This window comes from Plantactinospora sp. B24E8, assembly GCF_039871735.1.
Taxonomy (GTDB): Bacteria; Actinomycetota; Actinomycetes; order Mycobacteriales; family Micromonosporaceae; genus Plantactinospora.
Genome location: NZ_JBDPMH010000015.1, coordinates 105869 through 119398, shown reverse-complemented (window position 1 = coordinate 119398; position 13530 = coordinate 105869). Strand labels below are relative to the sequence as shown.

Sequence of the window (13530 nt, the reverse complement as noted above, 5' to 3'; positions counted from 1 at the left end):
GATGGCCGGACTCTTATCCACCGACGGCGTCACGACGGCAGCCACCGACGGCGGCACGACACCCGGGACGGTCGGGGCCCCGGCCGCCCCGGGGACCGGCGGCGTCACCGCGCAGTTGTGGGCGCAGGCCCGGACGGCCCTGGACCGTGCTCGTGACCTGCTGCTCTCGACGCAGCAGCCGGCCGGCTGGTGGCAGGGCGAGCTGGAGACCAACGTGACGATGGAGGCGGAGGACCTGCTCATGCGGCAGTTCCTCGGCATCCGTAGCGTCGAGCAGACGGAGCCGACGGCCCGGTGGATCCGGTCGAAGCAGGGGGCGGACGGCGCCTGGCCGACCTTCCACGGCGGACCCGGCGACCTCTCCACCACCATCGAGGCGTACGCGGCGCTGCGGTTGGCCGGCGACCCGGCCGAGGCCGAGCACATGGTCCGGGCCCGGCGGTTCGTCCTCGCCCACGGCGGCATCGAGCGGAGCCGGGTCTTCACCCGGATCTGGCTGGCGCTGTTCGGGGAGTGGTCCTGGGACCGGCTGCCGGCGGTGCCGCCGGAGGTTGTCCTGCTCCCGCCGCGTTTCCCGCTCAACGTGTACGACTTCGCCTGCTGGGCCCGGCAGACCATCGTGCCGCTGGCGATCGTCCGGTCCCTGCGTCCGGTCCGTCCGCTCGGCTTCTCGCTGCGGGAACTACGGACCGGCCGGCGACCCGACCCGGCGCCGTCGCTGCGGCACCGGGCCGGCTGGATGCACCGCCTCGACACGGTGCTCCGGCGGTACGAGCGTCACCCGGTCGGCCCGGTACGCCGCAACGCGCTGCGCCGGGCCGCCGAGTGGATCATCGCGCGTCAGGAGGCCGACGGCTCCTGGGGCGGGATCCAACCGCCCTGGGTGTACTCGCTGATCGCGTTGCACCTGCTCGGCTATCCGCTGTCGCACCCGGTGCTGCGGACCGGCCTGGCCGGACTCGACCGGTTCACCATCCACGAGCAGACCCCGGACGGCCCGGTACGCCGACTCGAGGCGTGCCAGTCACCGGTCTGGGACACCGCGCTCGCGACGGTCGCCCTCGGCGACGCCGGACTGCCGGCCGGGCACCCGGCGCTGGGCCGGGCCGCCGAGTGGCTGCTGGCGGAGGAGATCCGGGTGCCGGGTGACTGGTCGGTACGTCGACCCGGACTGGAACCGGGCGGCTGGGCGTTCGAGTTCGACAACGACGGCTACCCGGACACCGACGACACGGCGGAGGTGCTGCTGGCGCTGCGCCGTACCGGGGCGGACCCGGAGGTGCGGGCGGCGGTCGGCCGCGGGGTCGCCTGGTTGTGCGGCATGCAGTGCGCGGACGGCGGCTGGGGAGCGTTCGACGCCGACAACACCCGGGCGATCGCCCGCGACCTGCCGTTCTGTGACTTCGGTGAGGTGATCGACCCGCCGAGCGCGGACGTCACCGCGCACATTGTCGAGGCGCTCTGCGCGGAAGGGCTGACCGACTCGCCGACGGTACGGCGGGGGGTCTCCTGGCTGTTGCGTAACCAGGAGGCGGACGGGTCCTGGTTCGGCCGGTGGGGCGCCAACCACGTCTACGGCACCGGAGCGGTCGTGCCGGCGCTGGTCGCCGCCGGGGTACGCCCCGACGACCCGGCCATCGTCCGGGCGCTCTGCTGGCTGCACCGGCGGCAGAACCCGGACGGCGGCTGGGGCGAGGACATGCGCTCCTACCGGGACCCGATGTGGCGGGGGCGGGGTGTGTCGACCGCCTCGCAGACCGCCTGGGCCCTGCTGGCGTTGCATGCCGCCCGCTCCGCCGACACCGTGTCGGTGGGGCGTGGACTGCGCTGGCTGGTGGAGACCCAACGCCCGGACGGCGGCTGGGACGAGCCGCAGTACACCGGTACCGGCTTCCCGGGTGACTTCTACATCAACTACCATCTCTACCGGCTGGTCTTCCCGGTCAGCGCGCTCGGTCGGCTGCTGCGCGAGCCGGCCTGGCTCGGCGTGGCACCGCCCGCCGGCGCCGACCGGGACGGCGTGGCCGGACCGGCGGGGTCGGGCGAGCGGGTCGGGCTGGTCGACCGCGTCGAGGCCGGCCGGCGGATCGAACTGGTCGATCGCGTCGAGGCCGGCGAGCCGATCGGGTCGGCTGCCCGGCGTGGCCCGGCTGAACTGGTCGACCAGGGCAGTTCCGCGGTGGCTCCGAGCGGTGAACCGAGTTGACCCGGGGCGACTGGGTGCTGTTCGCGCCCATGCGGATGGAGGCCCGCGCGCTGCGTCGCGGCCTGCCGACCGGCGCCCCGCTGCACCGCACCGGCCGGGGGCTGACCCGGGCCGGGCGGGCCGCCGCCCGGCACGCCGACGCGGGCGCTCTGGTGGTGGCGGGGATCGCCGGCGGGCTCACCCCGACGCTGCGCCCCGGCGACGTGGTCGTCGCCACCGAGGTACGGCGCGCCGACCGACCCGACGACCCGGCGGTGCCCTGCCCGAGCGCACCGCTGGTCGCCGCCACGCTGCGCCGGCGTGGTCTGACCGTCCACCTCGGACCGGTGGTCACCAGCCGGCGGCTGGTCGACGGCCCGGACCGGGCCCGGCTCGCCGCGACCGGGGCGCTCGCCGTGGACACCGAGTCGGCGGCGCTGCTGGCCTCCGCCGCGGGCCGGCCGGTGGTCTGCGTACGGGTGGTCGCCGACGTACCGCCGCAGCGGCTGTACCGGCCGCTGACCTGGCGTCGGGTCCGAACCGCCCTGCGGACCCTGCCGAAGGTGGCGCCCGCGCTCGTCGAGTGGGCCGAGGCGGGCACGGTACGCGAGGTCGTGCTGGCCTCACCCCGTTCGTTCTGCGCCGGCGTCGAACGGGCGATCGGTGTGGTCGAGCAGGCCCTGGACCGGTACGGCCCACCGGTGTACGTCCGCAAGCAGATCGTGCACAACGTGCACGTCATCGCCGACCTGCAACGCCGGGGCGCGGTCTTCGTGGACGAGCTGACCGAGATTCCCGACGGTGCCGTCACGGTCTTCTCCGCACACGGTGTCGCGCCCGCCGTCCGGGTCGCCGCCGCCGCCCGGGGGCTGCCGGTCATCGACGCCACCTGCCCGCTGGTGTCCAAGGTGCACAGCGAGGCGCGCCGGTTCGCCGGGCGGGGCAACACCGTCCTGCTGATCGGACACGCCGGACACGAGGAGACCGAGGGCACCCTCGGCGAGGCGCCCGGGCAGATCACCCTGGTGGAGAACGTGACGGACGCGGAACGGATCGAGGTCGCCGACCCGGACCGGGTCTCCTACCTGGTGCAGACCACCCTCGCGGTCGACGAGGTGGCCGGGGTCCTCGACGTGCTCCGGCGGCGGTTCCCGGCGTTGACCGGCCCCTCGTCGGACGACATCTGCTACGCCACCACCAACCGGCAGGTGGCACTGCGCGACGTTGCCGCCGACGCCGACGTGGTGCTGGTCGTCGGCTCCGCGAACTCGTCGAACTCGCGCCGTCTGGTGGAGGTGACCGAGCGCGGCGGTACCCCCGCGTACCTGGTGGACGACGTCGACGAGGTCGACCTCCGCTGGCTCGCCGGGAAACGGACGGTCGGCGTGACCGCCGGCGCCTCGGCCCCGCCCCGACTGGTCGACGAGACCGTCACGGCACTGGCCGGGCTCGGTGCGGACGCGGTACGGGAGCACACCACCCGGACCGAGGACGTGCACTTCACCCTTCCCAAGGAGATACGAACACCTTGACATCCTCCCCGTCCTAAGGAACGGGGATTCCCTTGGTTGCCCTTGGGTTTTCCTGCTTCATCGTCGACTGCCCCGAACGGAGGTTCCCCCGTTGAGGTCTTACGCCTTCTCCACAGGCTGTCACCGCCAGTCCGGCGGCCAGAATGGTGCGGGCGGCGTTGACGTCACGGTCGTGGACGGTGCCGCACCGGCACGTCCAGGTCCGTACGGTCAACGGCATCCGTCCAGCGAGGGCACCACACGTCGAGCACAGTTTGGAGCTGGGGAACCAGCGGTCCACGACCACGAGGTTGCGGCCGTGCCAGTCGGCCTTGTATTCGAGCAGGGTGCGGAACTGCCGCCAGGCCGCGTCGCTGATGGCGCGGGCCAGGCTCCGATTCTTGACCATGTTGCGGACGGTCAGGTCCTCGATCACGAGCGTTTGGTTTTCACGCACGAGCCGAGTGGTCAGTTTGTGGAGCGTGTCGCGGCGCCGGTCGGTGATCCGGGCGTGCACTCGGGCGACCTTGAGTCGGGCTTTGGCCCGGTTCGCCGAGCCCTTCTCCTTCTTCGCCATCGCACGCTGGGCGCGGGCCAGGGCGGCGCGGTCACGGCGCTCGTGACGCGGGTTGGTGATTTTCTCCCCGGTGGAGAGGGTGAGCAGCGAGTCGAGGCCGGCGTCGATGCCGACCGCACCCGAGGCGGGGGTCTGGTCGATCACGTCGTCGCAGAGCAGGGACACGAACCATCGGCCGGCCGGGTCCTGGCTGACGGTGACCGTGGACGGCGACGCGTTCTGCGGCAGCGGCCGGGACCACACGACGTCCAGCGGTGTGGTCATCTTGGCGAGGGTGAGCCGGCCGTCGCGCCAGCGGAATCCGCTGGTGGTGTATTCCGCCGACCGGCGCGACCTCTTCCTGCTCTTGAACGTCGGGTATGTGGCGCGTCTGGCGAAGAAGTTGGTGAACGCGGCCTGCAGGTGCCGCAGAGCCTGCTGCAACGGCACCGAGGACACGTCGTTGAGGAACGCCAGCTCCTCGGTCTTCTTCCACCCGGTCAGCAGGGCCGACGTGGTGTTGTAGTTGATGCGTTCCTGGCGCAGCGTCCACGCCTCGGTGCGGGCCGCGAGCGCCATGTTGTAGACCAGCCGGACACACCCGAACGTGCGGGCAAGCTCCGCCGCCTGCTCCTCGCTCGGGTAGAAACGGTACTTGAAAGCCCGTTTCACCGTCTTCGTGGCCACAACTCACAAGATAGCAAGCTAGTTGGTGACCCTTGCGGTGCCGCGCGGATAGACACGATCCGCCCTGGCGGCAGATCAGCCTTTCCTGTCCTGCTCCGCAAGAGTTCCGTCTCCTCACCGGACCGAAAGGCCGGAGTATCCACGGAAGGAAGCCGATGACGGGGAGCGTTCAGCGAGGCGGTGCGACGGGTGGCGGTTCCGCCACCCGTACGGGGGCGCGAGCGGGAGCGGGGTGCTGACATGGGAATGCCACTGCGACAGAGCATGCGGATCGGCCGGTACCTGGTCGGGCAGAAGATTCGTCGACGGGCGCACTTCCCGTTGCTGCTCGAACTCGAGCCGCTGTTCGCCTGCAACCTCGCCTGCGCCGGCTGCGGCAAGATCCAGCACCCGGCGGACGTGCTGAAACGCCGGATGCCGGTGGAACAGGCCGTCGCGGCGGTCGAGGAGTGCGGTGCGCCGATGGTCTCCATCGCCGGCGGTGAGCCGCTGATGCACCCGGACATCGACAAGATGGTCGACGAGCTGGTCAAGCGCCGCAAGTACGTCTTCCTCTGCACCAACGCGGCGTTGCTGCGCAAGAAGCTGGACAAGTTCACCCCGTCCCGCTACTTCTCGTTCGCCGTGCACATCGACGGTCTGAAGGAGCGGCACGACGCCTCGGTCTGCAAGGACGGCGTCTTCGACGAGGCGGTCGAGGCGGTCAAGGAGGCGAAGCGTCGGGGGTTCCGGGTCACCAGCAACACGACCTTCTTCTCCACCGACACCCCGCAGACGGTGATCGAGGTGCTCGACTACCTCAACAACGAACTCGCCGTCGACCAGATGATGCTCTCCCCGGCGTACGCCTACGACAAGGCGCCGGACCAGGAGCACTTCCTCGGGGTGACGGAGACCCGGGCGATGTTCCGCAAGGCGTTCGCCGACGGGCGTCGGAAGAAGTGGCGGCTGAACCACTCGCCGCTCTTCCTCGACTTCCTCGAGGGCAAGGTCGACTTCCCGTGCACCGCGTGGGCGATTCCCTCGTACTCGCTGTTCGGCTGGCAGCGGCCCTGCTATCTGCTGGGCGACGGCTACGTGAAGACGTACCGGGAGTTGATCGAGACCACCGACTGGTCGTCGTACGGCCGGGGCAGGGACTCGCGCTGCGCCAACTGCATGGCGCACTGCGGGTACGAGCCGACCGCGGTGCTGGCCACCATGTCCTCGCTGCGTGAGTCGATCCGGGCCATCCGCGCCAACTGAGCTGTCGGGGAAGGGCCTCTCGGCTGTCCGGGGCCCTTCAAGACAGTCCACCCGTAGCGGTCGGCGAGGCCCGCCCCGGCAGGTCAGCCGTAGCGTTCGGCGAGCCGGCGGTAGGTGCCGGGCAGGGTCGCCCGGACCATGATCGGTAGGTACATCCAGCGCGGCAGGCACACCTCGTGCCGGCCGGTGAACATCCCGGTCAGCAGGGCTGCGGCCGCCTGGTCCGGGGTGACCGGTCGGGGCCGCCGTCGCGGGTACGGACGCCCACGCCGGTCGAAGAACGGCGTGTCGACCACCGCCGGTACCAGTTCGGTGACCACGATGCCCCGACCCGTCGTCTCCTTGCGGAGGCTGTCGGCGAAGACACTCAGTCCGGCCTTCGTCCCCGCGTACACCGCTTCCTCGCGTACGCCGAGCCGGCCGGCGATGGAACCGACGAAACCGAGATGCCCGGCACCCCGGGACAGCATGCCGGGCAGGATGGCGCGGGAGAGCAGCATCGGGGCGGTCAGGTTGGCCGCGACCAGGGCCCGGATCTGACCGTCGGTCATCCCGGTCAGCGGACCGGCCCAGCCCTGACCGGCGTTGTTGACCAGGATGTCCACCCGTCCCGCGACGTCGAGCACCCGGTCGGCGAGGGCCGCGGTCAGTTCCGGGTCGGTGAGGTCGCACGGGATCGCCGTACCTGCGGCGGCGTCGGCGACGGCGGCGAGCCGGTCGGGGTCGCGGCCGGTGACGAAGACCCGCGCTCCGGCGGCGGCCAGCCGGGTCGCCGCCGCCGCGCCGATGCCGGAGGAAGCCCCGGTGACCAGGGCGACTGTGCCGTCGAGTCGACGTGCTCCCATACCGGTAGTGTGGCGCATCCGGTGCCGGTGAACCGGCCGCAGCGCCGAACCGTCCGGCGATCCCGGCGGCGGGATGGGGTCGTGCCACGGCGCCGTGTTCCGCCGGCGGGCCCGGCCAACCGGGTTCAGCCGGTCGTGGCGTCGAGGTCGTCCAGCACGCCGCGCAGGAAGTCCGGGGCCTTGGTCGGTGGATCGGCCTCGACGCAGAGCCGTTCCATCGCCGCGGCGTAGTAGTCCACGTCGTCGCGTTTGTCGAGGTAGAGCGCGCTGGTGAGTTGTTCCATGTAGACCACGTCCGGCAGTTCCTGGTCCGGGAACCGCAGCAGGCTGAACGCGCCGCCGGCGCCGGCGTGTCCGCCGGCCCGGAACGGGATGACCTGCACGGTGACGTTGGGCAGCCGGCTGGCCTCGATCAGGTACTCGACCTGTCCCCGCATCACGTCGAGGCCACCGATCGGCCGGCGCAGCGCCGCCTCGTCCACCACCACCCACAGGTGCGGCGCGTCGGGGCGGTGCAGGATCTTCTGCCGGTCCATCCGGAGGTTGACCCGGCGTTCGATCTCCTCCGTCGGGGACCCGTCGTGGGCGAGCAGGACGACGGCCCGGGCGTAGTCCCGGGTCTGCAGCAGACCCGGGACGTACTGGACCTCGTATGTCCGGATCAGGGTGGCGGCGGCCTCCAGGCCGAGGTACGACTGGAACCAGTGGGGCAGTACGTCTCCGTACCGGTGCCACCACCCGGGATTGTTGGCCTGCCGGGCCAGGGCGAGCAGCGCGGCGCGTTCGTCCTCGTCGGTCACCTGGTAGAGGGTCAGCAGGTCCGCGACGTCGCGCTCTTTGAATCCCACCCGGCCCAGCTCCATCCGGCTGATCTTGGATCCGGACGCCCTGATCTCCCAGCCCGCGTCGTCGCGGCTGACGCCGGTGGCCTCACGCAGCTTGCGCAGCTGGCTGCCGAGCAGGATGCGGAGCACGGTCGGCCCGCCGGCGGCGCCGCCCTCGAGGGCCGACCCGGTGGAAAGGGCCGTTTCGCCGTCGGACGCCGCCTCTCCGCCGTGGGCCGATCCACGTCCGGACCGTGCAATCGTCACGTGCCGCCTCCGCATGCTCGACGCAGCCCGCCGAGGCTGGGCCAAGTCCGTCGGTAAGCATGCCATGGCCGGAGGGTGAGGAGGAAAGACCCCGGGGCTGATTTCCACCCGTCCGATCGGTCGGCCGGAGGCGGTGGTCGAACCGACCGGGAAGGATCGGGTCCGGGTTGCCGGTGTGGCGCCGCTCCGCGTCGGCGTTCGCCGGTCGGGACGTGCCGCCGTGGACGGCGGTGTGCCTGCTACGGGATCAGGTGGTCGAAGTCGCCGTCCCGGGCGCCGAGGATGAAGGCCACGATCTCGTCCGTGGTGTAGATCAGTGCGGGCCCGTCGGGGTCCCGCGAGTTCCGGATCGCCACGCCGGCACCGCCGGGCAGCTGGGCCATCTCGACACAGTTGCCGCTCGGATTGCTCCGGCGGCTCTTCTGCCAGGTCACGGTCGGCAGCTCGTGGGTGGACATGCCGTTGTAGGTGTTCATCGCCAGTCTTTCTGGAGGATCCCGGAAGGGCGGTGGGGAAGGCGTCGCGAAGCCTGGTGTGGTGCCGATTCCTCCCCGTGACGCGTCCTGAGTCATGACGGTGAACCGTCGACAGTCGCGCGTGCATGACCATCTGCACGTGCATCCGCTCTTGCGTCTGCACCTGACAGCGAGCATGATAGCGCCTGTACGGGTGTGTCCGTTTGTTCACTTTTGGTGACGGGGGCGGGGGACCATTGCTGGCGAGTCGGGGAAGTCGGAACGGGGTCGTCGATTCCCACCTGCGCTGCGGCCTGCGGCGATGGGCGTCAGCGCACCGCAACGGTCCGGTTTCCGCGCGTGCCGGGAGGGGCGAACTTCGATCACTGATAGTGATCAACGACCGGGTGTCGGTGGCCACCGGACACGGGTTCGGCGGTCCGTACGACGCGTCGCCGAGCCGGACCGTGTGAGGGGAACGGCCACTGTGGACCCGCTCACCCTCGCGGCCGGCGCCGCCGCGGTCGCCGGATTCGGCGCCGCCTGGGGCATGCGCAGCCGGGTCCGCACCGTGCAGGCCGAGGTGGCACGGCTCCGTGAGGAACTGCAGGCGGAGCGGCACGCCGCGACCCACGACCCACTCACCGGACTGCCCAACCGGCGAGCGTTCTATCAGCTCGGTGGCGCGCTGATGGCCGACCCCCGGCGACCTCCGCTGGTCGCGGTGCTGCTCGACGTCGACGACTTCAAACAGATCAACGACCGGTTCGGACACGCCGTCGGTGACCAGGTACTGATCGCCGTGGCCTGGCGGTTCGCGGCGTACGCCGGCAACACCACGGCGTACCCGGGGAACGGCACGGGTCACCCGGGGCGGGCCACGGCCCATGCCGGGCGCGGCGCGGCCTGCGTCGGCTCCGGCGCGGGCCAGGTGGGAAACGGTCCGGCGTACGTCGGCAGGAGCCTGGTGGCCCGGCTCGGCGGCGACGAGTTCGCGGGTCTGCTGGTCGGTGTGCAGGGTGACGGACGCTGGCTGGGTCAGACGGCGCGACGACTCGCCGAGCTCGTCTCCGCGCCGATCCAGCTGGCGGAGCGGGATCTCCGGGTGACCGCGTCGATCGGGGTGGCGCCGGTGCACGGTCGCGCGCAGCTCGCCGACGTGCTCGATCTGGCCGACGCCGCGATGTACCGGGTGAAGACCGAACGGGCCCGGATCGCCGGCGGCAGGCGGGGCCCGCGTCCCGTCGCCCCGCCGGCGCCCGGGCACGACCCGGCCATGATCCGGACCGGTCTCCCGGACCGCCCGGAGGACCGAATGCCGGACCTGCCCGGTCCACACCGGGAACTGATCGAGACGACACCGGCCGCCGAATCAGGAGGACAGTGAGATGCCAGTCCCCACCGTGGATCCGCACCGACGCGATCCCGCCGAGATCGATCCCACCGCCAGCTACCGACCCACCGACCCGGTCTGGGTCTACCGGGCGGGCACCTGGCGGGCCGGAGTGGTCGAGGCCGCGTCGGCGCTCGCCGCCACGGTCACCTACCGTCCGAACAGCGCCCGGGGCACCGGTGTCGACACCCTGACCGCGCAGTACATGATCCGCCGGGCCGACCCGGATCCGCTGCTCGACGCCGGGCCGAACCTCAGGATCCCCGCCCGGCGCTGAGCGGGCGGCAGCGGTTCCATCGGCGCCGGGAGCTCCATCGGCCGCGGGTCGGCGTGGCTACGGAGGTTGTCACCGGCGTTGCCGCCCAAGGTACGCGCCGAGTCCGGCCACCAGTCCGGTCCCGAGCGCGGAGCCGACGGCGACCAGGACGGCGCCGACCGGCCACAGCCCGTCGGAGTTCCGGGCGGTGACGGCGCTGACGACGAACGACGCGGTCAGGGCGGCCGGCACCACCAGGGTGGCCAGCCAGGGGTGGCCACGCCGGCCGGCCTCGAAGGTGAGTACGGCGAGGACCACGCCGAGGCCGAGAAGCTGCCACGCCTGGTACGGGCCGGTCTCGGCCCCGGTCGCCGGGTCGACGTCGCGTTCCCGGTCCCAGCCGAGGAGCGCCCAGTAGGCGGCGAGGGTGACACCGCCCAGGAGGACAGTCCAGAGTGGTAGGGAGCCCGGGCTCCGAGGTTCGGTCATGCTGTCGACCCTCCCGCGATCGGACCTGTCGGGCACGAGTATCCCTACTCACCTCCGGTACCGCAGGTCCGGACCGGCGGGAGATCCCTCCGGCCGTACCCCTCGCCCGACAATACGAATGCCGCTAATCGGAATAATCCGCGTTTTGTGACTTACCCGGTGTTACCGTGCCAATCAGCGGCGCTGTCTGCACCACATCGAAGCCGGGGGAGTCGGACATGCCTAGCCACGAGGTCGCCCGGGACGGCGATTCCCGGACGGTGACCGACGGGAGGCGGCCCGACGAAGCCGTCCACGTCTCCCTGTCGGAACTGGTCAGATACCGGGCGGCGGTGGCGGACCTGCTCCTGGAGGTGGCGACCCACCCCGGACGTGACGATCTGCCCAAGCTGGAGACCGTGCTGACCGAGCGGCTGGCCGGCCCGGAGATCAGCGCGGTGCTCCGCCGCCTGCCGGGTGGCGCCCTCGACGCCGAGGCGCGACTTCGACTCGAGGTCCGCGACTACCGACCGAACAACCGAGGGCCGGCCCGCGACCTGACCGCGCTGATCCGGATCTACCTGCTCAGCCGGATCGACGTGATGTGGTGGGGGCACCTGCCCGGATACCGGACGGACGTGGAGTTGCGCGACTCGCCGGAGTTGATCGACCTCGAGTCGTTGCGGCGGGGCGGTCTGCTCCGGTTCCGGTACCGCAGGCAGAGCGACCATCCGCTGATCCGGACGACCCGTGCGGTGGAGCGTCGGATCTGGCCGCACCGCCGACCGCCGGGTGCCGGCCTCCGGTCCACCTGCACCCGACCGGAGGCGGTGGCGCTGCTGAACCAGCTCGCGGTCGACCTGGCCGGGCGACGTACCGGCCCCACCCCGCCGCTGTGGGTGACCAGCCTGGCCCGCAGCCTCGAACACCAGCACCGGCTCCGGGCGCTGGGGTACGCCGCGATGCTGCCCAGCGGTCACTGCCTGGGGTACGCGATGGACGTGGAGATGGCCTGGTTCCGCCGGTTCGACGCGCACGGCGTACTCGCCGCCCTGCTGCGCGAACGCCAGGGCTGGGGGGACGTCAACGTGATCGACGAGGGGCAGTCCTGGCACATCTGCGTCAGCCCGCGCGCGGCCATCCGGTTGCGCCGTGACTTCCTGACCGCACTCGGGGGTTGATCGACATGTCCGGCATCGCGATTGTCCTCGGCCCCGGCGCCGACCGGGCCGGTTTCCACCGCATGCTGGCGAGCCTGGCGCCGCGCGGCGACCTCGCGGAGACCCGGCTCCAGCCCGACCTGTTGGCCGGCGTGCAGCGGCTGCGGATCGTCGACCGGGAACGCGCCCGACAACCGTGGTGCTCGGCCGACGGTCGTTGGCTGCTTTGCTACAACGGCGAGGTCTACAACCACCGGGACCTCGCCGTCGAGTTGACCCGACTCGGCCACCGGCTGCGTACCGAGAGCGACACCGAGGTGGTGCTGGAGGCCTTTCTGGCGTGGGGTCCGGCCGCGATCGGGCGGCTGCGTGGCGACTTCGCCCTGGTCGTCGCGGACACCGTCACCGGGCGGGTCTACCTGGCCCGGGACCCGCTCGGGGTCAAACCGCTCTACTGGTCGCGCCACCTGCGCCGGCTGCACCTGGCCTCGGAGGTCAAGGCGCTGGTACCGCTCGGCGCGACGATCCACGAGGTGCCACCGGGACACCACGGCTGGGCCGACGCCGAGCGTGGTCCGGACCTGGTGCCGTACGTGGATCTCGGCATGTTCGGGGCCGGTCGACCGGCGATCACCGACGCCGTCGAGGCGGCCCGACTGCTCCGTGCCGCGCTGCGGGACAGCGTCCAGGCCCGGGTCGCGACCGACCTCACCGTGGGCGTGAACCTGTCGGGCGGTCTGGACAGCGCGCTCACCCTGCTGCTCGCCCGCCAGCTGCATCCCGACTGCGTGGCGTTCACCGTCGGTGCCCCGGACAGCGAGGACCTGAGGTACGCCCGTCGGCTCGCCGCCGAGCTGGGGGTGCACCATGAGGTGATCGAGGTACGGCCCCGCGACATCGGTCGCGACGAGGTCCGGGAGGCGATCCGGATCTCCGAACTGACCGGGTACGGGGACATCATCAACGCCGTCGTCTCCGTGCCGCTGTTCCGTCGGATTCGCGACCTCGGGGTCCGGGTGGTCCTCACCGGCGACGGCGCCGCCCAACTCCTCGGCGGCTATCCGACCTACCACCAGGTCAACCCGGAGGCGGCCGGGCGGCTTTTCCGGCACCGGATCGGGAACCTCGGTCGGACCGAGCTGCAGCGGGTCGACCGGGTCGGCCTCGCACACGGGGTGGAGGCGCGGCTGCCGTTCCTCGACCCGGCCGTGCTCGACGTCGCGGCCCGGCTGTCGAGAGAGCTGAAGATCCGGCACGGCCAGGAGAAGTGGATCCTCCGGTACGCCTTCGCCGATCTGTTGCCGGACTATCTGCGCGACCGGCCGGGAAGGCCGATGTCGTACGCCTCGGGACTGCACGAGCGAATCCGCCTCCACCGACCGTCCTTCGCCCGGCACTACCGCTCGTTCGGATACGACCTGTGGGCGCCGATGCGCCGGGACTTCGACACGGTGCTCGTCCGGTGCGGTCACGACCTGGACCGGGCGTTGGCGGAGGACCGGGTCGGCCCGCACTATTCGATGTTCGAACGTGCCCGGGATCTTGCCGACGCCGCGCGGTGGAACGTCGCGCCGGTCGTCCGCCGACTGACCGGTTCGGCCGGCCGGGGCTGAGCGGTTCCGTCGTCCTTCCCGCGAGCCGCGACCAGGCTCACCACATGCGGCGTGATAGACACGGC

At 71.7% G+C, this 13530-nt stretch carries 12 protein-coding genes; 7 read left to right on the top strand and 5 right to left on the bottom strand.

Annotated elements, in window-relative coordinates; translation table 11 throughout:
- Position 1 precedes the first annotated feature (1 nt).
- Both shc and ispH read left to right on the top strand, forming a co-directional pair.
- Positions 2-2206, top strand: coding sequence for a squalene--hopene cyclase (shc, locus tag ABGB21_RS21780; protein ID WP_347652508.1), 2205 nt, complete (start codon positions 2-4; stop codon positions 2204-2206).
- Positions 2203-3717: a 4-hydroxy-3-methylbut-2-enyl diphosphate reductase gene (gene ispH, locus ABGB21_RS21775; protein WP_347652507.1), complete on the top strand. Its 1515-nt coding sequence runs from the start codon at positions 2203-2205 to the stop codon at positions 3715-3717. The genes shc and ispH overlap by 4 nt, the downstream gene beginning before the upstream one ends.
- Positions 3718-3730: 13 nt before the next feature.
- On the opposite strand, the gene ABGB21_RS21770 is transcribed toward ispH, so the two are convergent.
- A complete protein-coding gene (locus ABGB21_RS21770; RefSeq protein ID WP_347652506.1) occupies positions 3731-4939 on the bottom strand; it encodes an RNA-guided endonuclease TnpB family protein in 1209 nt (402 codons plus the stop codon).
- Between the two features lie 240 nt (positions 4940-5179).
- On the opposite strand from ABGB21_RS21770, the gene hpnH reads away from it, so the two are divergent.
- On the top strand, positions 5180-6184 hold the full coding sequence (gene hpnH, locus ABGB21_RS21765) for an adenosyl-hopene transferase HpnH (RefSeq protein ID WP_347679243.1): 1005 nt from the start codon (positions 5180-5182) through the stop codon (positions 6182-6184).
- 83 nt (positions 6185-6267) lie between these two features.
- Here hpnH and ABGB21_RS21760 read toward each other — a convergent pair whose 3' ends face one another.
- From ABGB21_RS21760 to ABGB21_RS21750, 3 genes are all read right to left on the bottom strand, one after another.
- Positions 6268-7029 (bottom strand): SDR family NAD(P)-dependent oxidoreductase, encoded by a 762-nt coding sequence (locus ABGB21_RS21760; RefSeq protein WP_347652504.1) that lies wholly within the window; start codon positions 7027-7029, stop codon positions 6268-6270.
- Between the two features lie 125 nt (positions 7030-7154).
- Complete coding sequence (locus ABGB21_RS21755; RefSeq protein ID WP_347652643.1) at positions 7155-7994, bottom strand: helix-turn-helix transcriptional regulator; 840 nt, start codon at positions 7992-7994, stop codon at positions 7155-7157.
- A gap of 365 nt (positions 7995-8359) precedes the next feature.
- Complete coding sequence (locus ABGB21_RS21750) at positions 8360-8596, bottom strand: DUF397 domain-containing protein (RefSeq protein WP_347652503.1); 237 nt, start codon at positions 8594-8596, stop codon at positions 8360-8362.
- A gap of 466 nt (positions 8597-9062) precedes the next feature.
- Between ABGB21_RS21750 and ABGB21_RS21745 the strand changes: the two genes are divergently transcribed.
- Positions 9063-9962, top strand: a complete 900-nt coding sequence (locus ABGB21_RS21745; RefSeq protein ID WP_347652502.1) for a GGDEF domain-containing protein — start codon at positions 9063-9065, stop codon at positions 9960-9962.
- A gap of 1 nt (position 9963) precedes the next feature.
- Entirely contained in the window at positions 9964-10245 is a 282-nt protein-coding gene (locus tag ABGB21_RS21740) for a hypothetical protein (protein ID WP_347652501.1), read from the top strand.
- A 69-nt stretch (positions 10246-10314) separates the two neighbouring features.
- Here ABGB21_RS21740 and ABGB21_RS21735 read toward each other — a convergent pair whose 3' ends face one another.
- Positions 10315-10713, bottom strand: coding sequence for a hypothetical protein (locus tag ABGB21_RS21735; RefSeq protein ID WP_347652500.1), 399 nt, complete (start codon positions 10711-10713; stop codon positions 10315-10317).
- Positions 10714-10931: 218 nt separating this feature from the next.
- On the opposite strand from ABGB21_RS21735, the gene ABGB21_RS21730 reads away from it, so the two are divergent.
- Both ABGB21_RS21730 and ABGB21_RS21725 read left to right on the top strand, forming a co-directional pair.
- The gene (locus tag ABGB21_RS21730; RefSeq protein WP_347652499.1) at positions 10932-11873 is read left to right on the top strand and encodes a hypothetical protein; all 942 of its coding nucleotides are present in this window, start codon (positions 10932-10934) and stop codon (positions 11871-11873) included.
- Between the two features lie 5 nt (positions 11874-11878).
- Positions 11879-13465, top strand: a complete 1587-nt coding sequence (locus ABGB21_RS21725; RefSeq protein WP_347652498.1) for an asparagine synthase-related protein — start codon at positions 11879-11881, stop codon at positions 13463-13465.
- Positions 13466-13530: the final 65 nt, after the last annotated feature.

Bases quoted from the DNA above. Each gene is read 5' to 3' on its own strand.
- shc (WP_347652508.1), top strand. From the start codon at position 2: ATGGCCGGACTCTTATCCACCGACGGCGTCACGACGGCAGCCACCGAC.
- hpnH (WP_347679243.1), top strand. From the start codon at position 5,180: ATGGGAATGCCACTGCGACAGAGCATGCGGATCGGCCGGTACCTGGTC.
- ABGB21_RS21760 (WP_347652504.1), bottom strand. From the start codon at position 7,029: ATGGGAGCACGTCGACTCGACGGCACAGTCGCCCTGGTCACCGGGGCT.
- ABGB21_RS21750 (WP_347652503.1), bottom strand. From the start codon at position 8,596: ATGAACACCTACAACGGCATGTCCACCCACGAGCTGCCGACCGTGACC.
- ABGB21_RS21740 (WP_347652501.1), top strand. From the start codon at position 9,964: ATGCCAGTCCCCACCGTGGATCCGCACCGACGCGATCCCGCCGAGATC.
- ABGB21_RS21735 (WP_347652500.1), bottom strand. From the start codon at position 10,713: ATGACCGAACCTCGGAGCCCGGGCTCCCTACCACTCTGGACTGTCCTC.
- ABGB21_RS21730 (WP_347652499.1), top strand. From the start codon at position 10,932: ATGCCTAGCCACGAGGTCGCCCGGGACGGCGATTCCCGGACGGTGACC.
- ABGB21_RS21725 (WP_347652498.1), top strand. From the start codon at position 11,879: ATGTCCGGCATCGCGATTGTCCTCGGCCCCGGCGCCGACCGGGCCGGT.